Source organism: Patescibacteria group bacterium (assembly GCA_041653535.1).
Taxonomy (GTDB): domain Bacteria; phylum Patescibacteriota; class Patescibacteriia; order JACRDY01; family JACRDY01; genus JBAZFH01.
Genome location: JBAZFH010000001.1, coordinates 19623 through 46226 on the forward strand (window position 1 = coordinate 19623; position 26604 = coordinate 46226).

20 protein-coding genes, 1 tRNA gene and 2 rRNA genes are annotated in these 26604 nt (G+C 42.3%); 14 read left to right on the forward strand and 9 right to left on the reverse strand.

Annotation, left to right across the window (positions count from 1 at the left end):
* Positions 1–248: 248 nt before the first annotated feature.
* A complete protein-coding gene (locus tag WC310_00115; protein MFA5358216.1) occupies positions 249–707 on the reverse strand; it encodes a hypothetical protein in 459 nt (152 codons plus the stop codon).
* A gap of 587 nt (positions 708–1294) precedes the next feature.
* On the opposite strand from WC310_00115, the gene WC310_00120 reads away from it, so the two are divergent.
* The 7 genes from WC310_00120 to WC310_00150 all read left to right on the forward strand — a co-directional run bounded on the left by WC310_00120 (position 1295) and on the right by WC310_00150 (position 11478).
* Positions 1295–4525, forward strand: a 23S ribosomal RNA gene (locus WC310_00120).
* 74 nt (positions 4526–4599) lie between these two features.
* Positions 4600–4706 (forward strand): 5S ribosomal RNA (rrf, locus tag WC310_00125).
* Positions 4707–4866: 160 nt separating this feature from the next.
* Complete coding sequence (locus WC310_00130; protein MFA5358217.1) at positions 4867–5895, forward strand: hypothetical protein; 1029 nt, start codon at positions 4867–4869, stop codon at positions 5893–5895.
* A 208-nt stretch (positions 5896–6103) separates the two neighbouring features.
* Positions 6104–6565 (forward strand): hypothetical protein, encoded by a 462-nt coding sequence (locus WC310_00135; GenBank protein ID MFA5358218.1) that lies wholly within the window; start codon positions 6104–6106, stop codon positions 6563–6565.
* Positions 6566–6668: 103 nt separating this feature from the next.
* Positions 6669–8960 carry a phosphoglycerate kinase gene (pgk, locus tag WC310_00140; GenBank protein ID MFA5358219.1) on the forward strand — a complete coding sequence of 764 codons (2292 nt, stop codon included), beginning with the start codon at positions 6669–6671 and terminating at the stop codon, positions 8958–8960.
* Between the two features lie 283 nt (positions 8961–9243).
* Positions 9244–10020, forward strand: a complete 777-nt coding sequence (locus WC310_00145) for a hypothetical protein (GenBank protein ID MFA5358220.1) — start codon at positions 9244–9246, stop codon at positions 10018–10020.
* A gap of 183 nt (positions 10021–10203) precedes the next feature.
* Positions 10204–11478, forward strand: a complete 1275-nt coding sequence (locus tag WC310_00150) for an endonuclease Q family protein (GenBank protein ID MFA5358221.1) — start codon at positions 10204–10206, stop codon at positions 11476–11478.
* Positions 11479–11935: 457 nt separating this feature from the next.
* On the opposite strand, the gene WC310_00155 is transcribed toward WC310_00150, so the two are convergent.
* The gene (locus tag WC310_00155; GenBank protein ID MFA5358222.1) at positions 11936–12334 is read right to left on the reverse strand and encodes a DUF488 domain-containing protein; all 399 of its coding nucleotides are present in this window, start codon (positions 12332–12334) and stop codon (positions 11936–11938) included.
* 199 nt (positions 12335–12533) lie between these two features.
* Between WC310_00155 and WC310_00160 the strand changes: the two genes are divergently transcribed.
* Positions 12534–12854, forward strand: coding sequence for a hypothetical protein (locus tag WC310_00160; GenBank protein ID MFA5358223.1), 321 nt, complete (start codon positions 12534–12536; stop codon positions 12852–12854).
* A 51-nt stretch (positions 12855–12905) separates the two neighbouring features.
* On the opposite strand, the gene WC310_00165 is transcribed toward WC310_00160, so the two are convergent.
* The 4 genes from WC310_00165 to WC310_00180 all read right to left on the reverse strand — a co-directional run bounded on the left by WC310_00165 (position 12906) and on the right by WC310_00180 (position 15936).
* On the reverse strand, positions 12906–13250 hold the full coding sequence (locus WC310_00165; protein ID MFA5358224.1) for a hypothetical protein: 345 nt from the start codon (positions 13248–13250) through the stop codon (positions 12906–12908).
* A gap of 96 nt (positions 13251–13346) precedes the next feature.
* Complete coding sequence (locus tag WC310_00170) at positions 13347–13766, reverse strand: AIR carboxylase family protein (protein MFA5358225.1); 420 nt, start codon at positions 13764–13766, stop codon at positions 13347–13349.
* Positions 13767–13836: 70 nt separating this feature from the next.
* Positions 13837–15162 (reverse strand): metallophosphoesterase, encoded by a 1326-nt coding sequence (locus tag WC310_00175; GenBank protein MFA5358226.1) that lies wholly within the window; start codon positions 15160–15162, stop codon positions 13837–13839.
* 228 nt (positions 15163–15390) lie between these two features.
* Positions 15391–15936 (reverse strand): hypothetical protein, encoded by a 546-nt coding sequence (locus WC310_00180; GenBank protein ID MFA5358227.1) that lies wholly within the window; start codon positions 15934–15936, stop codon positions 15391–15393.
* Positions 15937–16132: 196 nt separating this feature from the next.
* On the opposite strand from WC310_00180, the gene xerA reads away from it, so the two are divergent.
* Entirely contained in the window at positions 16133–16954 is an 822-nt protein-coding gene (gene xerA / locus WC310_00185; GenBank protein MFA5358228.1) for a site-specific tyrosine recombinase/integron integrase, read from the forward strand.
* Positions 16955–17008: 54 nt separating this feature from the next.
* On the opposite strand, the gene WC310_00190 is transcribed toward xerA, so the two are convergent.
* Together WC310_00190 and WC310_00195 are read right to left on the reverse strand one after the other, a co-directional pair.
* Positions 17009–17536, reverse strand: coding sequence for a hypothetical protein (locus tag WC310_00190; protein MFA5358229.1), 528 nt, complete (start codon positions 17534–17536; stop codon positions 17009–17011).
* Positions 17537–17692: 156 nt separating this feature from the next.
* Positions 17693–17765 (reverse strand) — tRNA-Ala (locus tag WC310_00195).
* 244 nt (positions 17766–18009) lie between these two features.
* On the opposite strand from WC310_00195, the gene WC310_00200 reads away from it, so the two are divergent.
* Positions 18010–20244: a lamin tail domain-containing protein gene (locus tag WC310_00200; protein MFA5358230.1), complete on the forward strand. Its 2235-nt coding sequence runs from the start codon at positions 18010–18012 to the stop codon at positions 20242–20244.
* Positions 20245–20311: 67 nt separating this feature from the next.
* The gene (locus tag WC310_00205) at positions 20312–21028 is read left to right on the forward strand and encodes a hypothetical protein (GenBank protein ID MFA5358231.1); all 717 of its coding nucleotides are present in this window, start codon (positions 20312–20314) and stop codon (positions 21026–21028) included.
* 86 nt (positions 21029–21114) lie between these two features.
* Here WC310_00205 and WC310_00210 read toward each other — a convergent pair whose 3' ends face one another.
* Positions 21115–21318: a hypothetical protein gene (locus WC310_00210; GenBank protein MFA5358232.1), complete on the reverse strand. Its 204-nt coding sequence runs from the start codon at positions 21316–21318 to the stop codon at positions 21115–21117.
* A gap of 140 nt (positions 21319–21458) precedes the next feature.
* On the opposite strand from WC310_00210, the gene porA reads away from it, so the two are divergent.
* From porA to uvrA, 3 genes are all read left to right on the forward strand, one after another.
* On the forward strand, positions 21459–22595 hold the full coding sequence (gene porA / locus WC310_00215; GenBank protein ID MFA5358233.1) for a pyruvate ferredoxin oxidoreductase: 1137 nt from the start codon (positions 21459–21461) through the stop codon (positions 22593–22595).
* Between the two features lie 11 nt (positions 22596–22606).
* Positions 22607–23494, forward strand: coding sequence for a thiamine pyrophosphate-dependent enzyme (locus WC310_00220; GenBank protein MFA5358234.1), 888 nt, complete (start codon positions 22607–22609; stop codon positions 23492–23494).
* A gap of 266 nt (positions 23495–23760) precedes the next feature.
* Positions 23761–26577 (forward strand): excinuclease ABC subunit UvrA, encoded by a 2817-nt coding sequence (gene uvrA / locus WC310_00225; protein MFA5358235.1) that lies wholly within the window; start codon positions 23761–23763, stop codon positions 26575–26577.
* The last annotated feature ends 27 nt before the right edge of the window (positions 26578–26604 follow it).

A 26604-nucleotide genomic window follows, 5' to 3' on the forward strand; every position in this document is an offset into this window, starting at 1 on the left:
CGAGCGGGAGATTGGCAGCTGCTAGGTACCAGCAGAAAAAAGGAACACAATGTACTTCGTTAACGCGCTTTCGATTATTATGCGCGTATAAACATTATCACGTTACCGCGCGCCGCGACCTTTGGGTGTTAGCGCGGAACGTCGAAAAAAATGCGATCATATCATGCCCCCGGCTTAGGTCGGGGGCTTTTCATTTTTTTTTAAAAAAGAAAACCCGACTTTTTATGCCGGGTTTTTTAGTGGGATTTTTAGCCTGCTTTTTCCAGCGCTTTTGTCAGAGTCTCAATAAATTCTTCGGAACTCATGTCGTTGCCGATCAGACCGGATGTCCACTTGAAAGGTTTTTTGTCTTTGGATCCGGCTTTCAACTCCTCAAATCTTTGGCGGGTCAGAACTTTGATGTGGTTGTCTTTGACGGGCTCATCGCGAAAGATTTTTCGCTGGAGTATGCCAAGGTCAAAGGCAAGGCCAAGCGATTCATTGACCAGTACCATGAACTCTGTCATAACACTTTGTCGCGGTGGTAACAGTTTGGCTACCTGCAGCAACAAGTCTTTGTCCAGACAAAGAAACATGTCTTCCTTGCCGTCGACGTCGATCATTTCGGCGGGGAAAAAGCCCATCAGTCCGTGCTTGAGCTCAAGTAAATAAGCCGTTGCTAGTTTCCAGCCGGTCAAATCCTGACCAAGTAGTGTCTTGTGATTCACGAATACCTCCTTTTGATAATTGCGGTTGTTCGCGTTAAGGACAATACCTATCTTTTACCGCATCTAGTTACAAGTTACAAGGGACGAGCTATAAGTAGAGAGCTTTTCCTAGTTCCTAGTCCCCGGTTCCCAGCCCTTATTTCCTAAAATTAAGCAAAAAATTACCCCCAGCCTGTGGGTTTTTCGACTCTTGACATATATTTTAGGAGGTATATAATGTAGGAGCTAAAAATAAAGCTTGTCCACGATTTTAAATATATGCGTAAAAATAACCTAATCAATAACGTTCTAGGCGGCTAGCAAGGAAATTTTTGTGCTATATGGGACCGCTTAGAAGGCGGTTTTTTTAGTCAGCAGTAGAAAGCGAGTATTTTAACCTTTAGTGACTAAATGAAAATGACTCAGAGTCGTTTGGTCAGTGAAGGCTAAAGAGAAACGGAAAAACCGAACTTTAACAATTGAATCGAGGAATAATATTCCAACGTCAAAATGAAAATATAATTTTCGTCAAATTACGAAGAAGTAATATTAGAGAGTCTAATTAAAAAAATACATACTAAGCAAGGATTGTGTTTTCACAATTCTTGTGGTTAAGCAACAAGGGCGAATGGTGGATGCCTAGACATCAAAAGACTATGAAGGACGCAGCAGCCTGCGATAAGCTTCGGCGAGGTGGCAAGCAACCTTTGAACCGGAGATTTCCGAATGGGGAAACCCGCTAAGGTAAACCCTTAGCATCGTGCACTGAATTCATAGGTGTACGAAGACAACCTGGGGAACTGAAACATCTCAGTACCCGGAGGAGAGTAAAAAAATTGCTGAAAACTCTGAAGGTCGTTGCAGGGAGTTTCGCTTCGCGCGAAACGTTTTTACCTGTCATGAACCTTCAGCGTATTTCAGTGTATTCCCTTAGTAGTGGCGAGCGAAAAGGGAACAGCCTAGAGTCTTCTAACTGCGATAGTTTGGTTATTTGGTTCTTTGAATCAGGTGATTGGCTACCAGAAGGATGTAAGTCCATATGTTAGAGGACAGTAGCGAGATAGTTACGTTTAATTTCTTGCAGAATTAAGATGGAGTATATAAAAGTTATTTCCCTAGTAGAATGCCGTGGAATACGGCGACTAAAGAAGGTGAAAGTCCTGTACGCAAAAGGGATTAACGCTCTATGGTGACTATTCTCAAGTACTACGAGACTCGAGAAATCTCGTAGGAATCCGGCACGACTATGTGCTAAGGCTAAATACTTTTGATGATCGATAGTGAACAAGTACCGTGAGGGAAAGGTGAAAAGCACCCCGGTAAGGGGAATGAAATAGTATCTGAAACCATTTGCTTACAAACAGTTGGAGCCCCTCACTTACTGAACATCTTTGAGTGATTCGAATTAACCAAAAAAAGGCGGAGCCGTTTCGCTTTTCAAGGTTTATTCTAATACAAAAAGGTGGCTGGTAAGTGAGGGGTGACAGCGTGCCTATTGAAGAATGAGCCAACGAGTTAATGAGTGTTGCTTTGTTTAATCCGCTGCGGCGGAGAAGGCAGAGTGAAAGCGAGGGTTAATCGCCCGTTAATTCACTTATTGTTAAGCGCTTTAAACTAGCGTTTAACAATTTGTGAATGTGCAGCACTTATTAGACCCGAAGCCGGGTGACCTAATCATGGCCAGGTTGAACCCACCGTAACAGGTGGGGAAGGACCGAACCCACTAGCCGTGCAACACTAGGGGATGAGCTGTGATTAGCGGAGAAATTCCAATCGAACTCGGCGATAGCTGGTTCTCCTCGAAACAACTTTAGGGTTGGCCTGCAAGTAGCTGGCCATGGGGGTAGAGCACTGGATGGATTTGAGGCCGAAAGGTACTCTGTCCAATCAAACTCCGAATACCATGGTACCAGACTTGTGGAGTTAGACTGTGGGGGCTAAGCTCCATAGTCGAAAGGGAAACAGCCCAGATCGTCGTCTAAGGTCCCTAAATATAGATTAAGTGTCAAAGGTGGTATAGTGACTTATACAACCAGGAGGTTGGCTTAGAAGCAGCCATCCTTTAAAGAAAGCGTAACAGCTCACTGGTCAAGTTACTATGCGCCGAAAATTTATCGGGGCTAAAATCTATTACCGAAGACACGGACCCCCACTTTTTAAAGTGGGGGTGGTAGAGGAGCGTTTTATAACCACTGAAGCCTACACCGCGAGGTGGGGTGGAGGTTATGGAAGTGAGAATGTTGGCATAAGTAGCAAAAATGAAGGTGAAAGTCCTTCACACCGTAAACCCAAGGTTTCCTGGGCAACGAGAATCGGCCCAGGGTTAGGCAATCCTAAGGCGAGTCTCCGCTATGGCGGAGGGTAGTCGATGGAAGAGCAGGTTAATATTCCTGCCCTGCTGTTCGTTTTCGATGGGGTGACGTGGTCATAGAGAATAAGCGCCTTTTGGCTATAGGCGTGGCTGGTCAGCGGAGTGATTTCTTGGCAAATCCGGAAATCATTAAACTCCAAGATTGGTCGCAGGGGAGTCTTCGGACAGACCCGATTTATTTGACTTGATCACCAAGAAAAACCTCTAGAGCTAAGCGAACAGCATCTGTACCGTAAACCGACACAGGTGGGTGAGCATAAGTGTGCTAAGGTGTACGAGAGAACCCTCGTTTAGGAACTCGGCAATACAGCGTCCGTAACTTCGGAATAAGGACTGCCCCAATTTATTGGGGCCGCAGCTAAAGATTTCAAGCGACTGTTTATCAAAAACACAGGTCCCTGCTAAATCGCAAGATGATGTATAGGGACTGATGCCTGGCCAGTGTCAGAACGTTAAGGGGAGAGGTTAGTCCTTCGGGGCAAAGCTTTGATCCGAAGCGCTGATGAACGCCGGCGGTAACTATAACCGTCCTAAGGTAGCGAAATTCCTTGTCGGGTAAGTTCCGACCTGCACGAATGGCATAACGACTTGAAAACTGTCTCAACGAGGGACTCGGCGAAATTACAATGCCGGTAAAGATGCCGGCTTCCCGCAGTTAGACGAAAAGACCCCGTGAAGCTTTACTACAGCTTGATATTGGATTAGGATTATACCTGTTCAGAATAGGTGGGAGCCGCAAGGCGCCAGTGAGATACCACCCTTGTGTGATTTTAATCCTAATTTCAGACCTTGAATCAGGTCCGAGAGACAGTATCTGGTGGGTAGTTTGACTGGGGCGGTGGCCTCCCAAAAGGTAACGGAGGCGTTTACAAAGGTTGGCTAGGCCCGGATGGACATCGGGCTGATAGGGCAAACCCATAAGCCAGCTTTACTGCAAGACTTGCCAGTCGAGCAGTTACGAAAGTAGAAGTTAGTGATCCGACCGTACGAAATAGGACGGCGGAAGCTCAACGGATAAAAGCTACTCCGGGGATAACAGGCTAGTCTGGTCCAAGAGTCCACATCGACGACCAGGTTCGGCACCTCGATGTCGGCTCGTCGTATCCTGGGGCTGGAGAAGGTCCCAAGGGTTGGGCTGTTCGCCCATTAAAACGGCACGCGAGCTGGGTTCAGAACGTCGTGAGACAGTTCGGTCTCCTATCTACTGTGGGCGTGGAAATTTGCGAGAATCTTTCTCTAGTACGAGAGGACCGAGAAGGAGCAACCTCTGGTGTACCAGCTGTCCTGCCAAGGGCACTGTTGGGTAGCCACGTTGAGTCGGGATAAGCGCTGAAAGCATATAAGCGCGAAGCCCATCTCAAGATTAGATTTCATAGACTCCTCCGAGACTAGGAGGTTGATAGGCCGAAGGTGTAAGTCCCGTAAGGGATTCAGCCGATCGGTACTAATAAGTCATTGTTTAACCACAAGAATTATAAGAACATAAATTCAGATTATTATATTTAAATTTTGTACGTTACCATAGAAAAATGGTGATATTGTCCTGGTGCTTCCAGCAAGAGGGCCACACCTGTTTCCATTCCGAACACAGAAGTTAAGCCTCTTAGCGCCGATGATACTTAATAAGGGAAAGTAGGTCAGCGCCGGGACAATGTCACCATTTTTTATTTCCTCAAATTTTTAAGAAAAAAACAGCTAAAAATAGCTGTTTTTTGTTATAGTATAAGACGTTGACAAATTAATGTTGAAATGCTATGATATATAATTCGAATTTTGACAATAAAATAACCTACCAACGAGGAGGGTCTCATGAAATTGTGGTCGAAAAAGAAGGGTGAGAGTAAGCTTTCATCGAAGTCCAAAAACATTTTCGGCAGGGCGATCAGCACTGTCGGAAAATTTTTGGCGATGCGAAGCAAAATCTTTTGGATGGTAAGTGTCGCGGCGGTTGTTTTTACCTTCGGCATTGTCGCGCCTATCGTCGATGAATTCGTGGTCGTGCAAAAACTGACCGACTCGGTCAAAGCGGAAAAGTTTTTCGCTGCACCCAAAGGCTATGAAGGCGTGAAGGGCACGATTTTTGTCGCGGTAATGATGAATCTTTATGACGTCGAGTTTGATCGTCCCCTGGGTGGGTATCGACCCGACAATCTGATTTGGTTTGCTTGGCCTTATGATAAGGTCTGTAACTTTCAGTTGGGTGTAATGCAGGTATTGCAACGCACCGCGATTGAAATTAAAGATCGTACCAGCCGTTCCGGTGGCGGTGCCGATCGGTTTGATCGGCGCGCCGCCAAGATGTCGGCTAAGTGGAATATGGATCTCGACGATTGGTTTTTGACTGCATGGAAGTTGGATAGCGGTCGTGATCTGCTCGACGATTATCTCGAGCAGTTGAAGGCGACTAAAGCTGTCAAGGAAAAAACCGGAAAATATCCGGCGGATGGCTCAGTATTCCTGACTAACAGTGTCACGCTGGACGGATTGCTTGAGGTCTGGTATACGCTCCTTGGCGATGTCCACAAGGATTTGTCGGATCCCGATATGGTCAGCACTGAAGTGGATGATGTTTACTTCCGTGCTCTGGGAGTGGTTTATGCCGTCGGCGCATTGGCCAGAGCCGCTCACGTCGAATTTGCCAACACCTTGGGAACCAAGGAAGGCGAAACGTATTACGCGGAGCTGGAAATGAATTTCCGCAATGCAATGGCAAAGCCTATTCCTATCTGGACATTTGACGGTAAAGGGACGCTGTCCAACGATAGGAGCAAGCTCGAAACTGATGTCAACGCCATTCGGATGAACATCGGTTCGATCCGAAATCAGTTGGCAAAGTAAGAGTTAATCAACAACCCCCCCGCTTGAGCGCAATGCTTGGGCGGGGTTTTAAGTATGCAGGGGATTGGTTTATTCCCCGTATAACGTATGCTGTTCCCTGTATACCCGTCATTGACAAAAAAGGGTTACAGTGGTAAGTTGTGGTAATCGATTTGTTCTTTAGCAAGATGAAAAACAGATTTTTTAACATAAAAAGGAGGGTAGGAAGATGGGTCTGGTTGTTCGCGCTGTGGAAGTCATGGCACTATTATCGGTCGTGGGAATTTTCGGTTTTGGTCTTATTTCTCTCGGGCGGCGGTTGTTTGGTAGCCGTCCCAAGGAAGAAAAAAAAGAAGAAAAAAAGTCGAAACAAAAAAAAGGTCACGATACGGTGACGGTGTTAGAAGGGGTTGAAGGACTCGGGGCTGTTTTGCCTGACGATTTCGATCTTCAAGTAAAGATCGCCGAGCTGAAAACCAAAGCTGCAGCGCTTGATCAAGAGCAACGGCTTTTGGAACTCGCTCGTCTCGAGGCAGCCATTGATGCTCAAACGAACTTGACGCAAGAACAGCGTCGAGTCGTGGAAGAAACAAAGTTTCGTCAAGAGCTCACCCGGCGACCGCCGCACATGAATAATGACGAAGAAGGCGGGATCGACACCGCCGCCAAGAAGAAAAAAATTTTTGGCTGATCAACAAAAACATCCGGTTTTTTCCGGGTGTTTTTCTTTTTGGCAAAAGAGGTGTTTTAGCCTATAATATAGCTACGTTAAGTGTCTTTAATATTGATTTTTTATGTATCATTTTAAAACTATTCAAGACATCGACATTTCTTACAAAAAAGTTTTACTCCGTGTAGCGCTCGATATCCCGCTGCGGCACGGCAAAGTAGCCGAAGATTATCGCATTAGACAGATACTGCCAACGCTTGCCTATTTGCTCAAAAAAAATTGTAGCGCGGTGATTGTTACTTGGCTCGGTCGACCTGATGGCAAAGTGATGGAAGAATATCGGCTCGACCCGGTAGCAAAACGTTTGTCGCAGCTGATCCGTCGACCTGTAAAAAAAGTAAATGATTGTGTCGGTCCGGAATCGCAAAAAGCGGTTTTTGATTTGGAACCAGGAGAAATATTGATGTTAGAAAATACTCGTTTTCATCCTGAGGAAATGAGCGCCGATCCTGATTTTACTCGTCGGCTAGCCGATGGTTTTGATATTGAAGTGTTTGACGGCTTTGCTCAAAGTCACCGCGTTCATGCATCGACTACCGGATTACTCGATTATTTGCCGACGGTTTCCGGGTTTTTATTGCAAAAAGAAATGGACGCACTGGGTGGAGTCTTGCATCAGCCATCTCGTCCATTGACTTTGATCATTGGCGGTGCCAAAGTTTCCGACAAAATCGGCCTGACGGCTAATTTGATTTCCAAAGCCGACAAGGTTTTGATTGGCGGAGTTTGTGCTAGCGTTTTTATCAAAGCTCGCGGTCAAGATGTGGGGCAGTCTTATCTAGCCGATGTTTTCGTGAATCAAGCCAAAAAAGGTGGTAAAAAAGATTATTTTGCTATCGCCAAATTTTTGCTCAAAAAATATCCAAACAAAATAATGTTGCCACTCGACATGATTGCTGCCAGTGATAAAAAGGGGACGAAAACCAAGGTGGTTGATTTGGTTACCGATGACATTCCCAAGGGTTGGTCGTTTTTTGATATCGGTCCGGAAACGGTAAAAATGTTTGCCAAACAAATCAATCGCAGCAAAACCGTACTCTGGAACGGCCCGATGGGAATGTATGAAAATAAGAAATTTGAAACCGGTACTGCTAGTTTGGTTAAAGCCGTAGCTGGTAGCGACGCTGTTTCTATCGGTGGCGGTGGCGACACTGAAGAGTTGATCGGCAAATACGGTCTCGCTGGCAAGTTTTCTCATGTTTCTACCGGTGGCGGAGCGATGTTGGAATTTTTATCCGGTAAAAAACTGCCGGTACTCGAAGCAATGGTAAAAAATCAGCACAATATCAGGCTTTGGCGACTCGGACCAAAACCGGTTGTTGCTTTTACCAAGGAAAACAATCCGTATTTTCGTTATCCTTTCCATAACCTCAAAGAAATTCTTGGCCCGGCGCAAAGAAATAAATTTGGCGTGCCGGCTTGTAACATTCGTTCCAAATATATTTTGGACGCTGTACTGCAAGCGGCTTTTGAAGAGCGTTCTCCGGTAATACTCGAGATAGCCGAGTCGGAGATGGGATATTGCAATATTCCTCCCGAGCGGATGATCGATCTGGTTTTGGAGCGACTGCCAAAATTGGAAAAAAAGTTTGGCTACCGCGTTCCTGTTTGTCTGCATGCCGATCATATGCAAAAAGATTTACTCCTAGCAGAAAGAGCGATGAAAGCCGGATTTTCCTCGGCGCTGATTGATCAGTCAGCTTATCCGCTGGACTACAATATTTCAGTGGTCAGATCTTTTGTCCAAAAAGCGCACCCGCTCGGTATTACGATTGAAGGTGAAATCGGTCAGATCGGTCAAGGAATGTCTGGCAAAGGTCAATTGGTTGGTAAAGATGTTCTAACGCATGCGCCGTCGGTGCATGAAGCGGTTGAATTTATTTCCCAGACGGGAGTCGATGCTTTTGCCGGATTTTTTGGCAACTATCACGGTAAGTACGAAAAAGAGGCAACTATCGTTTGGCCGCGGATCAAGCAAATTGATAAACAGATCAAAAAAAGAGTTTGGACTGTGCCGATAGTTTTACATGGTACCAGTTATCTGCGTACCAAAGACTTTGATCATATCAAGGTGTATCACCAGGCAATCAAATGCGGTATGCACAAGTTTAATTATGGAACGATGCTTTCTGATATTTTTAAAGACTATTTGCCGCAAAAGTTGGTAGACAAGATGGACAATTTTGCCGAGGGCGGCGAAGAAAATTGGAAAAAAGGACTGGGACATTATGAAAAAGAAATCGATGCGCTAGATCCAGCGGTACTAAAAAAAGCCGTAGATGGTATCAAAAAGCATGTCAAAGAGATGATGAAAAAGGCGTGGTATTGTTCGGGAAAGGTGAAGTTATACAAATAGAGTTAGTATATAGTATGTAGTATATAGGGGGGGCGAGAGCCCTCCTTTTTGTGTCCATAGCTTGGCTTATAATAGCACAAAAATTGTTTAATTTTAGGCAAATTATAGGTTAAATGATTTACAAGAATAGCGTTTTATGCTATGATTACATATTAATTTACAGGAGGTCATTTACAATACAATTAACCAAAAATTTTTTGAGATGGGCGTTTTGGATACTATTTTTAGTATTTAGAACGCTCGTCTCAATTCCGGGACGGCATCTATGGAAAGGAGGGCGATCATGGCTCAGCCAATGACGTCCGAACAGGAAAGGCAGATCAAGAGGTTCTTCGAAGATGCTCTCATCGGTCTCGGATTGACGAAGGACCAAGCGCAAACCCTGATTACTTCCGGCGGAGAGTTCCAGCAAGAAGTGAAGGATCTGATGCTGGCTTTCGTCACCGGAAAGCAGGTGTACAAGTTGGCCCGCGCCATTCTCGGGAACGATTTCATCACCCCCGAAGAGGTGGCCAAGACCCGCGGCATCACCTACACCGAAGAACAGCTCCGTCAATTCAGCAACACCCTTCCCAAGGTCGAAGTGCTCCAGTGGCTCCGCGAACACGGCTACATGCTGGTTCCCGGACCGGCCAACCCCATCGCGTTACTCGACATTCGCGTCATGAACGCCACTTACTTCTACAGCAAGGAAGGCGGTTGGTACGCGAATGACAGCGAGAAGTTCTCGCGCGATGACAAGGCGGCGGTCAAATGGCTCGCTGTCCGCAAGGACATCGTACCCGACTCCACCAGCAAAACCTGGGAAGAGCAAACGGTGCTTCTGTCGTCCGACGAGTACGTCCCGAACGCCGGTGAATTCGCCTGGGCCATCACCACGTACTACGCCGTTCGTGGCATCTACCTGTTCCCGGGTCTCTACGCCCGCACCTCTTCCGTGGGCTCTGACGGCGGTCGCGTCGATCTGGGCGATTTCGGCTCGAGCGGCCTGCGCGTCGACTACTATTTCGACGACAATCGCTCTGGCGATCTCGGCGTCGCTTCGGCCCGGAAGTTGTAGGACTTCGGTTCTCGGCTTCTTGTCCCTTTTGGATTTTTGGTCTTCCGCCACGCAGTGGCGGTCGCGATAAAATCGCAATCACGGCTCAACTTCGGTTGAGCCTTTTCTTTTTTGATAAATTTTTAAAGGTAAGATGTGGCGGAATTTTTTTATTTCCGAGGATATGTTAAACTACTAAACACTATGCAATATATCGCCGATCTACATATTCACTCCAAATATTCTCGAGCCTGCAGCCCGCAGCTGACGCTGGAAAATATCAGCAAGTACTGCGCCATCAAAGGCGTTGACGTGGTAGCAACAGGGGACTTTACCCACCCGATTTGGTTTAAAGAAATAGAAACTAAACTGGTCGAAGACGGGAGTGGAATCTATAAACTGAGAAATGCCGATGACAAAACGCGTTTTGTTTTGAGTACGGAGATTAGCTGTATTTATTCCAAGAGTGTTCCAGGCCAAAAAGAAGGATCAAAAAAAGTTCGTCGGCTGCATATTGTTGTTTTGGCGCCGGATATTGATACGGTAAGAAAGATAAATGAGACTCTTGGTAAAATCGGCAACCTGCGTTCCGATGGTCGGCCGATACTTGGCCTAGACGCCAAGCGACTAGCGCAAATAGTTTTTGATATCTCACCTCGCTGTATGGTAATCCCGGCGCACGCCTGGACACCGTGGTTTGCGGTATTTGGTAGCAAGTCCGGATTTGATTCGCTGCAAGAATGTTTTGAAGAGTACACGGATAAAATTTATGCGATTGAAACAGGACTATCTTCCGACCCGCCAATGAACTGGCGACTGTCAGCTCTTGATAATGTCGCTCTGATTTCGAACTCCGACGCACATTCACTACCTAATATCGGCCGCGAAGCTAACGTGTTTGATTTGCCGGAACTAACTTACGACCAGATTTGCGATGCGATAAAAGATAAAGATAAAAAAAGATTTCTTTATACCATAGAGTTTTACCCCGAAGAGGGGATGTATCACTTTGACGGTCATCGGGATTGTGCCGTTTGTTTACCGCCAAGCGAGACTAGAAAACAAAAAGGTGTTTGTCCAAAGTGCAAAAAATATTTAACTGTGGGGGTGTTAAGTCGCATCGAAGAGTTGGCTGATCGACCGGAAGGGTTTATGCCGCCAGAGGCGATACCTTACAAAAGCTTGGTAGAACTAGACAAAATTATTGCCGAAAGTTTAAACATCAAATCTCGTCAGTCAAAAGGCGTACAGAGTGAATACGATAATTTGGTGAAAAAGGGGAAAAACGAAATGAATGTTTTATTAAACCTTGATTATAAGGAACTAGAAAAAATTACATCTTCAAAAATAGTTGAAGGCATCCGCCGTGTTCGTGAGGGAAAACTGATTATCCGCCCCGGATTTGACGGACAGTACGGAAAAATAGAAATTTTTTCTCCGGCAGAGCGCGAAGAAAGTTTTCAGAAAAAACTACTTTAGATAAATAATTCTTGATCAAAAAAACCCACTGTAACTACAATGGATTTTTTTGTTTGAGATAAAGAGATACTTATCTCTTTTTAGCCTTTTTAGCCTTCTTTGCCTTTTTAGCCTTCTTTGCTGGCTTTTTGGCTTTTTTTACGGCTTTTTTGGCTGCTTTTTTCTTTTTAGCCATAGTTTTTGTTTTTGAGAGAATAGTTTTAAAATTTTTTCTCTCTTACAAATTATTTTTAAAAATAACTTGTGAGAAGTTTTTTTGCTAAAAAAGCAAAAATATTTCTCTACGACTATAATTATAGCATTTTTTTGCCACCTTAACAATAATTCAGTTAAATAAAACTGTGGATAACTTTATTTTTTTAAAGAAAAATTTTTTTTAAAAGTTTTTATTTTGAAAAATAATAAATTTTTTTATTATTTTTTTTATACAAATAAAAAATGATTCCCGAGGGGGGAATCATTTGATGATGATTTCAAGTGTTGGATCGATTTTGGAGCAGGCTTCGGCCACGAGTCGGCGGTGACAATGTTCCGGCGTGTCCTCGATGCACATAATAGTGACATCGCCGGCACGCGCCATGCGAATTAGGTGCTCGAGCCACATTTGGGTTATCGGGCGCGCCAGGTGTTCGTCGAACCTTGCGGAAAATTCCGACCAGGTCATCCCATTTTTGTAATAGGCGCCGATCAGTTTTGGTGGGGGAGCTAATTCCTTCATTGTTCGATTAAAGAGGTCTTCGGTAATACGCGGGTCAGGGGTGGTGCCGTCGGATAAGGTGTGCCGACTCATGATGGAGATGCGCAGACCGTCGTTTTGCTCTTTTGGTGCTAGAATTGATTTGGTTTTGAGGGGCAATGGGTTATCTCCTTTTTGAAAATTGGTTTTGATGGTCGTCCTAGATTACTGCAATTCGGCAGAAAAAGCAATATCCACAGCCTGATTGACAGCTGGCTGGTTATGCTTTATAATAATTAGTCCTTTAACAATCTATAAACGATCACGTTGTGTTCCTACTGTATTATAAATAGCCATAGGCTATGGAAAGGAGAGCGCAATGTCTCTGATTTGTATTGAGAATGGAAGGGATGTCATTTTTGGCGAGACGTTGATGGCTGCGACCCGGCCGGGCGGAAAAATATTTTCGGCTCTGAGTCCGGAAGTGATCGATTCGATTCCCGAGACGGAACGTAAATATCAGCCGTCGCAACCGGGAGAAGGTGGTGTTCACATCCACCTGGCGACATCGGATATAAACTGGAACGGCGCTTATACAGTCGTTGATTTCGCCTTGGGCGAGTTTTTTTTCTCGATTTCCGAGGAAACCGCCGTCAGGTATTTGCCCAACTTCGTTGGGCGGTTTCCGGCTACTGCCTAAACTCAACAACAAAACCCCGTCGAAAGATGGGGTTTTTGCTATCCGAAATTTTTATTTTAAAACATCCAACATTTCTAGTAATTCTTGTTTTATGTTATTAGGTGGAACAGTGTCTTGGCTCGGATACTGTTCTTTCAGTTCGTACAGTCTTTGTTTTAAATCTTCCAACCTTTTTATGATAGCGGTATACTTTGCTATTCCAACTTCATTTTTTACCTCTTTGCTGCTTAAGTACGTTTCAATAATAAAAACACGGGTGCCAAAACACGCCATCCAGGAATTACTAGTCCTAGCAAATTCTTCCTCGATTTTAGTTGATGAGTTCATGATCGCATCTTGCGCTTCCTGGAGGCTGGTTTTGGTCTGTTCACTAGATGGACTTGGTTCTTTTATCATACGAATTTTTATAAGTGGCTGCGTTCTTAGCTTAAATTAAATAATAAATTAAGTCAATTTGAAATAAAAGAAGGGACTACGTTGTCCCTTCAAGGTTTAAGAATTGATAATCCTTTCCGCCAGTATACAGGCGTGGAGAAAGCCTTTTTCGTTGTAGCCGGTGTAAGCTAGAGGAACGCCGTTGGGCATGGACGACAGATTAAATGTCGCATCCTCAATCAAGGACTGACCGGGATTTTTGGTGAAACGAACTCCAAAAATTGGGATACTCCTTTCTTTTAGATAACCGGCGATAACACCCGGTAGTCCAGTCGCTGTTGCTGCGCCTCCAATAATCACTTTGAGATTTTTGTTTTTAAGCGACTCGATGATTTTTGCGTTGGTTTTTTGAGGTTCTCTGTGGGTTGAGCTTACGATGACTTCATGTTTTACGCTATGTTGGTTGAGATACTCCAGTCCATCATGTAAAAAATGTTCGTCACTTGAACTTCCGATCATGATAATCAAATGAACCATCTTGTCCTCCTGTGTATTTTTTGTTACTTCTAGAGTGGTATTTCAGCTAATTTTTTGGACGAAAAAATTTTTAATAACGCAGGGAATCTTCGGCCATTTTCGTTATAGTTTCACCTTCAAAGTTGTAAAGCTTTACTTGAGTCTTTGAAAACGGATTAATACTTTGTGGGGTTATAACAACGAAATTCATGGTTGTTAGATCGGGATTGTGATCGATCCAGGTGCCGGAGTTTGCATAGATTGATTTTTTTCCATTGTGATTATTAGACGAAATGATTTTCGCAACATGGGTATGTCCAAAAATAACAATTCTCTTATCAGAATCAGGGTTCATGAAATATTGTACTATTGCCTGATTATCCGTTTCTTCCGCGGAAGAAGCCTTGGCAATAGCTTGATCTACGGGAATATTGACGGCCACTTTGTTGATAGTTTGTCTTTGGTCCCAAGTATCCTGGATTCCCTTGAAGAGATTAACGTCCAGTTTTCCGCCGGCTGTTAGTTGATAGGGTAGCAGGTCGTTAACCGCATATGTTTTGGTGAACCCATCAACGTTTGTTACGATAATTTTTTCGCTAAGTCTCTCTTTTATCGGCAGATAATTTATCGCCCATTCCCAAAGTTTCCAATAGGCAAACAACGAGTTTTGGCTTGCGTCACCAGAAATATTTGGTGTAACAACTGGCATGGTATCGCCCGGTTGTGGATTTTTTTGTATCACGTGAAGAGCAGCTATTCTGGTAAAAAAGTATCCCGGAGGCATTATGGTCCCCGGTGCGACAGCTTGGTTGGAAATCGGATCTGGCGCGCAGAAAAAATTGTACCGATGACCGTGCTCAATAGCAATTTTCGGATAATCAGTCGGTGAATAAGTGCCCAAGCCTTGCTCTTTGTCTCGTACCTGATTTATTCCCGGGAGAATAAGGTCAATATTTTCCGCAGTTATTGTCAGATCATGGTTTCCGGGAACATAGGTGACCAAAATTTTTCCGGATTTGATTATGTCGTTAAAAGCATCAATCACGTCTTTGTTTGTTGCCGCAATACGCTGTACAAAATCACGTTGATCTTTTCCGGCATAAGTATCTATTGTTGCTGGCACAAACCATTCATCGAGCAGGTCTCCGGCTATAACTAACTCCTTGATGTTTGGTGATGCGCTGATTTGTTTGAGTAGTTTTTGGAGAGAGGAGAGGTTTTTGTTGCACTCGGCATAAGCGATGTCGGCACCAAGATGAAGGTCGCTGAGAACGACTATCATATTCCTTTTGTTTCCTCCGTTTGAAAATTGGTCTATTGGGTCAGTCGATTTTAATCTGCCGTACAATACAAAGGCAACTAAAAAGACTATGATAATGATGATAACTCCACTTAAAATTTTTGCTGTTTTTTTCATAGTATAAAATTATTTATTTTGTCTGTTATGTTTAAAAATTTATTGTTGATAACGTTTTGGCGTAGGCGAAGTTCGTTTGAAGCAATTTGCCATAATCTTGTGACTGCCCACCGCAGCTTTAGTATAGGCGGGAGCATTGACAAACTATAACGTCAGGGATAAAAGAAGTTTTCGGAGCATAGCTAAAGAAAAATTTGGGTGTAGCGTAGCGCAACCAGATATGCCGTGTTAGACGATATTGCCGTGTGAATTTCGAAAAGGAAAAATTGCGTCCTTGATATTGCGCTCAAAGAAATTAAGGTGCGCCGTTCCTGTAATAATTACAATATTACCACCTTCAATAATATTTGCCTCAACGTTTTTAAGCATCTCATTCTCGCGCGCCCTCTCTTTATCTTGGTCAATTAGTTTATCTAGGCCATCAACATCTAGCAATTTTTCATTTTCGATTTTATTAAAGTTCTTCCATGATAACTTTTTTATCAATTTTTTTTGTTTCTCAATCATCGCTTGATTATCCTCGGGCATAACGCCCTCCCGAAAAACATCTATTTTTGAATCGAAACCCGCTACGTTCACATTATTATTTTTAGCCCATTCAAACGCAAATATCATTTCGGGAGGGTATGAACTTAAATCTTTTTTAACAATATCATCGTTAGCTATCTCAACCAATAGTTGGTCAGGCTCAAAACTTTCAATAACCTCTTTAAGTTCATTGTTTGGCGTTATGCCAGCGTGTAAAGTGCCAATAACTATGATTTTTCTCGGCATAAAAAATTGATAAAAAAATAATTCACACGGCAATTTCACATAACTAGCTACTATCTGCAGTGTTTGGGTGATAAGTGCCGTTTTTGGTGTGTTGTGCGCGGAGTTTAGAAGGATTTAATCTTTACTAAAGTACTGTGGATAGTAGAATAAGATAAATTGATTTATCTTATCTAAATTTAGCAAATAACCAAATTTTATGCAAGATGTCAAGAATTATCTAGAGAGAACTAAAACAGAGCTAAGATTAAAAAATTATAGCTCAAAGACCGAGAAAAGTTATCTTCGTTGTTTGGCGGAATACTTGGCTTATCTTGGTACGGAAACGCCAAGCGTTAACACCGATGCGATCAAAAGATTTTTGCTGGAAAAACAGTCATCTGGCAAAGCGCCGCAAACGGTCAATTTTTATCTCAATGCGATTAACTTTTTTTATCGCGAAGTCTTGGCTCTGCCAGCCAGGGTAGAGATTAAATTTGCCAAGCGATCCAAAAAATTGCCGGTGGTTTTGTCTCGCGAGGAAGTACAAAAAATTATTACCGCGCCGAAAAACTCGAAGCATCGTTGTCTTTTGGCATTGACTTATGGTTCGGGACTGCGCGTCAGCGAAGTGGTTAGTCTAAAAATCGGTGATCTGGATTTTGATCGAATGCTTATTCATCTCAAAGACGCCAAGGGTAATAAAGATCGCTTGACGCTTTTGCCGGAAAGTTTATTGCTAGATTTAAAAAACCTTATCGCGAGTCGAGAGGCGAGTGACTATCTTTTTTCCAGTGAACGCGGTGGAGCGCTGTCTAGTCGAACCGCTCAGGCGATTTTTTACCTGGCGTTAGAAAAATCAGGGGTTACCAAAGCGGTTACTTTTCATTCTTTACGGCACAGTTTTGCTACACATTTGCTGGAAAACGGAGTGGATATTCGTTATGTGCAGGAGTTGCTCGGTCATAACAGTATCAAGACTACTCAGATTTATACGCATATGACCAGCTTGGGACTAAAAAACATCAAAAGCCCTCTTTGATATTCAGATCTTTTGCCGTCATTAAAATATTTTTTCCTCGTCTGACGATCGAGATTATTGTTTATTTTTTGTATCCGGATATCTGATGGTTATAGTGAATGTTGATTCGTTGGCATCAATATTTTCCAGTCTGGATAAAAGGTCAAATACCGTATTTTCCGTAATATCTTCTTTTAACCTGATAATTAAAGCATAGTTAATACCGAGTTTTTTATACAAATCTTCCATTTGTTTGAATTTTTTTTGTTTGTTTATCACCACGACACTTTTACCACTAGTCACGTCAACAGCGTATGTTTTTCCGTTAAATCTAAAAAGCAGATCGATGCCTAACAGTCGGTCTGTTAATGTTTCGTTTGACAGGTCGGACAAACTCAATCCTTCTTTTTGTAGTTTTTGTACGACTAATTCATATCTTTGTGGTAACTCTCGTCTGACATGTTCCAATATTTTTTCTCTACTTTCTTGTAAAGACAAAACCTCCACTCCTAAGTCTTTCGCTATTTCAAATAAAACCCGCATTCTTTCCTCTGCCAGTTTGGATATTTCGTTAGTGAAATTTGGAACTATTTCTTTTTCCATAAAATTATTTTGGTAATTCTATGTTAATTTGATAATATATCATATAACAAATCCTCTCTGAATTTAACAGATAAATTGAATTTAGGCAATTTCATTGCAGTTGACTAAGATAAGTTCCATATAAAAAAACACTGTTTTTAAAAGTGTTTTTTTATATGGACCCGACCGGGCTCGAACCGGTCACCCCCTGCTTGCAAAGCAGGTGCTCTACCAAATGAGCTACGGGCCCCCACACCAACCTTAAACCACTGGTAATTTGTCGAAAATAAAGTTTTTAACAAAATGACTTTTTTAGTCCTTTGAATATTGTTATCAAAGTTGGTCTGGGGGTACGCCTAAAACGGTAAAAAGTGCCTATATAATATAGGAGAAAGGTGAAATAGTCAACAGTTTAACAATATTTAATAGTTTTTTTAGAATTATTTTACCCTCGCCGCGTTAATATTTGGCTAGATAATAAATAGTCTAATTTTATGAAAAAAATAGCACTTTTTGGGATTATTTGCAGTTTGTTGTTTTGGCAATTATTGCCAATTTTTACGTTAGCCGATGGTTGCTCGATAGTGATCATAGAGATCGGAGCCAGCGAAAAAACCGATCACGAGTGGGTCAAGATTTTTAATCGTAGTAATGAAGACGTTGATTTAAATAATTGGAAATTTTATGAAGACAAGACTAATCACAAACTAACATTGTTTCGCGGCGACAATTTTATAATCAATGCCGGACAATACGCCGTAATAGCACAAGCGGCGGAAAATTTTGTTAGTGACTATCCGGATTTTACCGGTGCGATACTAGACAGTTCGTGGGGTAGTCTGTCAGAACAAGGAGAAGAAATCGGATTAAAAGATTCTAGCGGAACAACGCAAGAATTATTTACTTATGTCGCTGTTAACGGTTTTATTTTAGAAAGAGTTGATCCGATGATTGATGATTATACGGCAAACAATTGGCGGACAAAAACAGCGACAACTAATCCGGGATCGTTCGATCAAGAAGGTAATACCGATCCGGTTGTTCCTACTGACCCAAACGATGGGCAAAACGCTGTTTGTCAAAATTTAGATTTAAAAATTAATGAGTTTGTTTCCAGTCCGGCAGACGAGCAAGAGGAGTTTATCGAGTTGTATAATAATGGTGTTCAGGCAATTGATTTAACCAATTGGTCGGTAGAGGATGGATCAAAACGAGTGACGATGCTGACCGGAGAAGTAGAGTCGGGAGGTTTTTTCATTATAGATAAGCCAAAAGGCGTTCTCAATAACGATGGAGATTTGATCGTTTTGCGTTGCGCGCAAAAAATAATTGATCAAGTTGCCTACGGTGAGTGGAATGACAGCGATATTAGTAATAACATATTGGCTCCAGAGGATCCATATTCGGCAGCGCGTACGGTTGATGGTCAAGATAGTGACGTTGATAGTATTGATTGGCAAGTAACAACAAATATTACTCGCGGAGCGGCAAATATTATTATTACCCCACCATCACCGCCGTCATCTGGAAGAACCGTCGTGGTAACAGGAGATGATGCTGATATGGAAAACGATGAGGCGGCTACAATCATGGAAAATAGTTTGGACGCACCGATAGAAAAAATTATTATTAATGAAATTTTTCCAAACCCCGCCGGTATTGATCGCGAAAAAGAGTTTATCGAATTGAAAAATATTGACATCATTGACGTTGATTTGGACGGCTGGATAGTGAGTAAAGGCGGGTTTGATTATCATATTAAAAAAGATGATTTTTTTAGCACCGTAATACCGGTTGGCGGACTGTTTGTTTTGCCGCGAAAAGTGACCAATATTGCCCTAAAAAATACCGGAAAAGAGGTTGTTTCTTTAGAAAATACCAGAAAAATGACGGTTGATAAGGCGGAATATTCTGCCAGAGGAATAGAGGAAGAATGGAGTTATTCTTTGTTTGCTAATGGTTGGCAGTGGACACTACAAATAACTCCGGAACAAGAAAATGTTTTGGAAAAAATAAGTTTAGCACCGTTGGCGTCATTAGTTCTAATAAAAAATTCTCGACCCAAAACAGGAGAGAAAATAATTTTTGACGCAACCGATTCAACCGATCCGGACGGAGACGCGCTAGACTATCGTTGGAATTTTGGCGATGAAAATTTTGGCAGTGGGGAAATGACCGAACATGTTTATGCGTCATCAGGAAAATACGAGATAGTTTTAACTGTTGATGACGGTCGCGGTAAGAGTGATATCCTGAAAAAGAAAATTACTATTTATCCGGCGCCGGTTGAAGAAAAAGAAGAAGTTGATGTCGAGATAGCTGGTAGCAGGTCCAGCGTTGTAGAAAAAGCGAGCGCTACAAATATTGGTAAGACGATGAAAACAAGCGGTGAGGTGATAGAAAAAAACGGACAAAAAATTTGGCTGGATGATAATGGTGATGAAAGTCTGGTCTATATCAGCAAAACTCTAGGAATCAAAATGTCCAGTTTTAGTATCGGTCAAAAGTTGGAAGTAACCGGCGTGGTCAAAAAATATCAAGATGAATATCGGATTTGTCCTCGTGATAAAAATGATATTATTTTTATTAACAATGAGCCGCAGATTCTGGGTGCGGAAACAACGAAACAGCGAGACGATTGGGTAAAATTGGCGCTGATCGGAGGAATGATTATCGTGGCGGTTGTTACCGCGATTATTATTAAGATAAAAAATAAAATATCAAAATAAAAAATATGATCATTTAAACTTTGAAACTTAAAATCAAAATATTATCGGTGTCAGTATTTAAATAATAATGAAAAGCAAAGAATATTTTTTAATTTTGAGTTGTATTCTTGTCTTTGACTTTCTTGCTGCCATACTGGATAATAGATCTATGGTCAAAAAGTTAGTTTTATTGGCAGTTTTAATAGTAGCGGTGTTTGCCGCCGGTTTTATTTTTATTTATTTTATTAATGATCAGCGTGAAGAAACAAGCCTTAATAAGCAATCGACTGATTATTATGATAGTTTAGCCGAGGGTTGTCCGGTTGATGAAAATCAGCAAGTTTGCTGCTTGCTTTCCGTGGGAGAGATGCGCCAGTCCGGATTTTTATTGGTGCCGCAAGAAGGCTGTCCGCAAGGACAGTGGGAAAAACAGTTGGATTGTGCCGGTAGCTACAAATGGTGTCGGGTTATGACAGAAAGTGATTTAGTTTGGCAGAAGGAAGAAAAAGAGCGTGAAGACGAACTGGGGATTTGTCGGTATGAAGACAGCGAGTATTTTATCGAAGCGATTTGTAATCAGCTGGTGGTGCGTTTATCTGGCGGAATTTTGGATAGCCAAAAGGGAGAGATTGAAAAAACAATCAAAAAATATAACGGTCAGTATTTGCAGCGTTTGCTACAGGATACTTATTGGGTTGTTTTTATTTCTCAGCGCGATGATCTGCTCGCGTTAAAATCAGAATTGACCAGCAGAGATAACGTTAACGTTTTTTTTAACGTTATTTCCACTGTTTTAAAGAATTAAAAAGAAAAAAATAGACCTCTTTAACTTTTGTTTAAGAGGTCTTTTAAATTTGTTTTATTTCAAGTTCAGATTTTAGTTCTCGATAATTAGTTGGCATTATTTTTTTCCTGTGTTTTTTCTTCGTAGAAAACGGTTAAATAGGTGCGCACGGCTTGCTTTCCAAAAGAGACGGGAATCGCAGCTGAGCTTTGGCTGGCTGTGATAAGCTGAATGGAATTGATAAATTTGTTGAATTCTTTCAACTGTTCATCGGTTGGAGCGCCGTTAAAAACAAAAAACTTCGCTTTCATTTTTTTACCTCCTTTCTTGCGTTGTTTTGGTTTTTGTCACGGTCTGTTTTGATTGTATTATAATATAATCAGCCGGTCAAAAGCCGTTAAATTGATATTTATCTTTTATCGATTTTTTGCTACAATATTTACATAGTTTTATGAAAAACATTATAGAAGGGTCGCGAGCAGTGGCTCTAACAATCAAAATGTGTAAACCGGGAGTAGTGTCGGCTTATCCCATTACTCCGCAAACCCATATTGTAGAAGATTTGGCGCGTTTCAAAGCTGACGGTGAAGCCGACTATCAATATTTAATAGCGGAAAGCGAATTTGCCGCTGCTTCGATAGTGTTGGGTTCGTCACTTGGCGGTGTGCGGTCTTACACGGCTTCTTCTTCACAAGGACTGCTTTTAATGACTGAAGTATTATTTAGTATTGCCGGACTGCGCGCGCCGATTGTGCTGACTTGTGCCAATCGGGCGATATCGTCGCCGATTAATATTTGGAACGACCAGCAAGACGCATTAACCATGCGCGACAGCGGTTGGATCATGCTTTACTGCGAAGACAATCAAGAAGCGATTGATTTGCATATTCAAGCGTATAAAATAGCTGAAGCGGTAAAATTTCCGGTAATGGTAAATATGGATGGTTTTATTTTGACGCATACTTATGAACCAGTAGATTTGCCCGGTCAAAAAGAAGTTGATGCTTTTTTACCCGCCTATAAACCTAAGAGAGGTTTTTATTTGGATTCGAAGAATCCCGCAAGTTTTGGACCGTTTGTTACGCCGACGACATATATGGAGCAGCGTCAAGAAATGTTTGGAGATTTCATCGGGAGTAAGACGGTGATAAAAAAAGTTGCTGCCGAGTTTGCAAAAAAATTTGGGCGTAAACAAGGCGATGGCTTGGTTGAGTATATTGGCAGTGGTAACGAAGACGTGGTGCTTGTCGCGATGGGTTCGATAGTAGGGACATTACGGGAAAGTAAGAAGGGGGTTAATTTTGGAATATTAAAGATAAAAACTTTTCGGCCGTTTCCGGACGAAGAAGTTTTGAAAAAACTAAGCAAGGCAAAATACATCGCTGTGGTTGATAAGTCGATTTCTATGGGAGCCGAAGGAATATTAGCTATGGAATTAAAGCGCGTTAGCTGTGGAAGGCTAAAAGGTAGGATAAAAAGTTTTGTTGTTGGTTTGGGCGGTAAAGATATTACTATTGGTGTAATAGAAAAAATAGTAAAAGAAGTTAAAAAGTCAGATGACAAAATCGCCTGGGTTTATCCAGAATAAAATATAATTTTGTGCCAGAAAAAATATTAAAACACAATCCTTTGTTTAACCCCGGTCACACGGCTTGTGCTGGTTGCGGTCAGGCAATGACAATACAGCATATTACCAAAGCTCTTGGTAGCGATGTTGTGATTGTTAATGCTACTGGTTGTTCGGAAGTATATTCGTCAAAATACGGCGAATCAGCGTGGGGACAACCTTGGGTACATAGTCTTTTTGAAAATTCTGCGCCGCTTGGTAGTGGTATTGCAGCGGCGTTACATCAAAGGGGAAATAAAACTACTCGTGTGGTGGTCCAAGGTGGAGACGGCGCGACTTTTGACATTGGTTTTGGTTTGATCTCCGGTATGTGGGAACGCGGTGATGACGTTCTTTATATTTGTTATGATAACGAAGCTTACATGAATACGGGCGTACAGTCTTCTGGTTCCACGCCGCATTTTGCGAATACCACAACTACTCCGGCCGGCAAAAAAAATCATGGCAGCCAGCAGTATAAAAAAAATATGATTGACGTGGCGCTTGCTCACGGACTGCGTTATATGGCGACAACAACCTGCGGTTACCTTGATGACATTGAAAATAAGGTCAGAAAAGCCATGACTTTTTCCGGACCGCGATATATCCAGATCCTGACCACTTGCGTTCCCGGTTGGGGAACCAAAGAAGATATGGCTGTTGATCTTGGTAAGCTGGCAAGCGAAACCGGCCTATATCCTGTTTTGGAATATATTGACGGTGCTTTGGTAAACAAAATGAAAGTAACAAAGCCAAAACCAGTGGAAGAATATCTAAAACACCAAAAACGTTTTATCCATATTATAAAAGATCCTGAACGTTTGGCCTGGGTACAAGGTTTGGCGAAACGGAATATCAATAAATACGGACTTGATAAGTAAAAAATGATACGGCGGTTTTTCGCTAGAGCTTTGTAAAGTTGAAAGAATAATTAAGAAATTTTAAAAACCATAGAGAAGTCTTTGGTTTTTTTGTTTTTGTCATCATGTCGGGCAAGTCCGCCAGTTGGCAGACCCCCAAACCACCGAGACGGATCGTTTTGTTACTGTAAGTGGGGGTGCTTTTTTGCTACCGTGCCTCTCTATTGATAAAAGTTAAAAAGTACTGTACAATTCTTTTTAACGTTTTTATCCACATTTATTATTTTATGGCGAACCAAATAAAGATTCGTGGCGCTCGGGTGAATAACCTCAAAAATATTAATGTTGATATTCCCAAAGATAAATTGGTGATTATTACCGGTTTGTCAGGATCTGGTAAATCGTCGCTTGCTTTTGACACGATTTACGCCGAAGGTCAGCGTCGTTACGTTGATTCTCTTTCTTCGTATGCGCGGCAGTTTATGGGAGTGATAGAAAAGCCGGATGTCGACTCTATTGAAGGTTTGTCGCCTGCTATTGCTATCGATCAGCGTAGTGTTAGCCATAATCCTCGCTCGACCGTTGGTACTGTGACTGAAATATATGATTATTTACGTTTGTTGTTTTCCAAACTCGGTCATCGATTTTGTCATCAGTGCGGCAGTGAGGTAACTAAGCAGACTTTAGAGGAAATAACTAGCATGGTTTTGAAGCTGGAAGCCGGTGAATATTATTTGGTCGCCCCGGTGGTAAAAAGTCAAAAAGGGGAACAAAAGAAAGTGGTTTCTGGTATTACCAAATCTGGGTATCTTGGACTAGTCGTCGATGGGCAGTTTTTTCATGTTGATCAGCTGTCAACCATTAAAATAGATAAAGCGGAAAAACACGATGTTGATATAGTTTTATCCAAAATAAAAATCAACGGTGACAATCAAAAGATTTCCGAGCTAGTAAAAGTGGCGCTCGATCTTGGTAACGGTGAGCTGAAAGTAAAGAAGGTAAATGGCGGAGATTTTACCGGCAAAGAATATAATTTTTCTCAATATTATACTTGTCCCAGTTGTGGCATCACTCTTTCGGAAATCGAGCCGCGATCTTTTTCTTTTAACTCACCGCAAGGAGCGTGCGCTGCCTGTGCCGGTCTAGGTGTTAAAATGGAAGTTGATCCTGATTTGATAATTCCTAATCGTAAATTAACTATTGCTGAAGGCGCGATTAAGCCTTGGGTGCGCATGGTTGGTGGTCAGACCGGTCAATATAAGCTACTCGAAGCCATGTCTAAGGAAAATGGTTTTTCGATTCATCAACCTTTGGAGAAAATAAAAGCTGACCAAATCGATATTATTTTGTATGGTACGGGCGCCAAAAAATATCTTATTGGGTCGCAAGAGCAAGTATATGAAGGAGTGATCCCGCAGCTTGAACGCCGCTATCGCGAAAGCGATTCTGATTTTATGCGTTCGGAAATCGAAGGTTATATGCGTTCAATGATTTGTCCTTCTTGTCATGGTCAGCGTCTAAAAAAAGAAAGTTTGTCCGTCAAAGTCGGTGGACTGAATATCGCCCAAGTGGTGGCACTTAATATTAATGACGCAGGAGTTTATTTTAAGGGATTGGAAAAATTATTTGATAAAAAAGAAAAACAGATCGGTAGTCAGATTATCCGCGAGGTATTAGCCCGTATTGATTATATTAAGGGTGTCGGGTTAGATTATTTGGCACTTGATCGTAGCGCTGGTACGCTATCCGGTGGTGAAGCGCAAAGGATTCGTCTGGCTACTCAAATGGGGTCGGGATTATCCGGCGTTATCTATATCCTCGATGAACCGTCGATTGGTCTGCACCAAAAAGACAATGCTAAACTAATTAAAACCCTTAAAGAGCTGCGCAATATTGGCAATTCAGTAGTGGTTGTTGAACACGACGAAATGATTATTCGCGAAGCTGACGAAATTATAGACATCGGTCCCGGCGCCGGCACTTATGGCGGACACGTGATCGCCCAAGGCACGCTCAAAGAAATTTTAAGCAACAAAAAATCTTTAACCGGACAATATCTATCCGGTAAGAAGAAAATTGATACCCCTAGCGAATACCGTAAGGGTAATGGCAAGTCTATCGAGATTGTCGGTGCTAAGGCGTTTAATCTCAAAAATATCAGTGTTAAACTGCCGCTTGGCAAATTTGTTTGCTTCACCGGCGTTTCCGGTTCAGGTAAATCAACTCTAATGACTGAGATCCTTGCCAAGGCTTTATCCCGACATTTTTATCGCGCCAAAGATTTGCCGGGAGAGCATAAAGAAATAAAAGGTTTAGAAAATATTGACAAGGTGATTTCCATCGATCAATCGCCAATTGGTCGGACACCGCGCAGTAATCCGGCTACCTATACCGGTGTTTTTACTTACATCCGTGATTTGTTTACCCAATTACCGGAAGCCAAGATTCGTGGTTATGATGCCGGTAAATTTAGTTTTAATGTTAAGGGCGGACGTTGCGAATCCTGTGGTGGCGACGGACTCGTTCGTATCGAAATGCAGTTTTTGTCGGACGTTTATGTTCTCTGTGACGAATGTCACGGTCAGCGTTACCAAAAAGAAATACTAGAAGTACATTTCCGCAATAAAAATATCGCTGATATCCTAGACATGACTGTCGAAGAAGCTAAATACTTTTTTTCCGATAAACCGATTATTGCCGAAAAACTCAGCACGCTATCAGAAGTCGGACTGGGCTATGTTAAGCTTGGTCAGTCAGCCACTACACTGTCTGGCGGTGAAGCTCAGCGTGTCAAACTGGCAACCGAGCTAGCTCGCCGTTCGACTGGTAACACTCTGTATATTCTCGACGAGCCGACCACCGGTCTTCATTTTGATGATATTAAAAGACTGCTCGCTGTTTTGCAGCGTTTGGTAGATAAGGGAAACACCGTACTGGTTATAGAGCATAATTTGGAAGTGATAAAATCTGCCGACTGGGTGATTGATCTTGGACCAGAGGGTGGCGACAAAGGCGGAGAAATAGTAGCGCAGGGAACGCCGGAAGATATTGCCAAAGAAAAAAGAAGTTTTACCGGACAATACCTGAAGAGCGTTTTGGATTAGTAGTTAGTGGTTAGAATTTTTATAAGC

Bases quoted from the DNA above. Each gene is read 5' to 3' on its own strand.
- WC310_00180 (MFA5358227.1), bottom strand. From the start codon at position 15,936: ATGCCGAGAAAAATCATAGTTATTGGCACTTTACACGCTGGCATAACG.
- WC310_00130 (MFA5358217.1), top strand. From the start codon at position 4,867: ATGAAATTGTGGTCGAAAAAGAAGGGTGAGAGTAAGCTTTCATCGAAG.
- WC310_00170 (MFA5358225.1), bottom strand. From the start codon at position 13,766: ATGGTTCATTTGATTATCATGATCGGAAGTTCAAGTGACGAACATTTT.
- WC310_00200 (MFA5358230.1), top strand. From the start codon at position 18,010: ATGAAAAAAATAGCACTTTTTGGGATTATTTGCAGTTTGTTGTTTTGG.
- WC310_00175 (MFA5358226.1), bottom strand. From the start codon at position 15,162: ATGAAAAAAACAGCAAAAATTTTAAGTGGAGTTATCATCATTATCATA.
- WC310_00210 (MFA5358232.1), bottom strand. From the start codon at position 21,318: ATGAAAGCGAAGTTTTTTGTTTTTAACGGCGCTCCAACCGATGAACAG.
- WC310_00205 (MFA5358231.1), top strand. From the start codon at position 20,312: ATGAAAAGCAAAGAATATTTTTTAATTTTGAGTTGTATTCTTGTCTTT.
- xerA (MFA5358228.1), top strand. From the start codon at position 16,133: ATGCAAGATGTCAAGAATTATCTAGAGAGAACTAAAACAGAGCTAAGA.
- WC310_00190 (MFA5358229.1), bottom strand. From the start codon at position 17,536: ATGGAAAAAGAAATAGTTCCAAATTTCACTAACGAAATATCCAAACTG.
- WC310_00135 (MFA5358218.1), top strand. From the start codon at position 6,104: ATGGGTCTGGTTGTTCGCGCTGTGGAAGTCATGGCACTATTATCGGTC.
- WC310_00165 (MFA5358224.1), bottom strand. From the start codon at position 13,250: ATGATAAAAGAACCAAGTCCATCTAGTGAACAGACCAAAACCAGCCTC.
- WC310_00145 (MFA5358220.1), top strand. From the start codon at position 9,244: ATGGCTCAGCCAATGACGTCCGAACAGGAAAGGCAGATCAAGAGGTTC.
- porA (MFA5358233.1), top strand. From the start codon at position 21,459: ATGAAAAACATTATAGAAGGGTCGCGAGCAGTGGCTCTAACAATCAAA.
- pgk (MFA5358219.1), top strand. From the start codon at position 6,669: ATGTATCATTTTAAAACTATTCAAGACATCGACATTTCTTACAAAAAA.
- WC310_00150 (MFA5358221.1), top strand. From the start codon at position 10,204: ATGCAATATATCGCCGATCTACATATTCACTCCAAATATTCTCGAGCC.
- WC310_00160 (MFA5358223.1), top strand. From the start codon at position 12,534: ATGTCTCTGATTTGTATTGAGAATGGAAGGGATGTCATTTTTGGCGAG.
- uvrA (MFA5358235.1), top strand. From the start codon at position 23,761: ATGGCGAACCAAATAAAGATTCGTGGCGCTCGGGTGAATAACCTCAAA.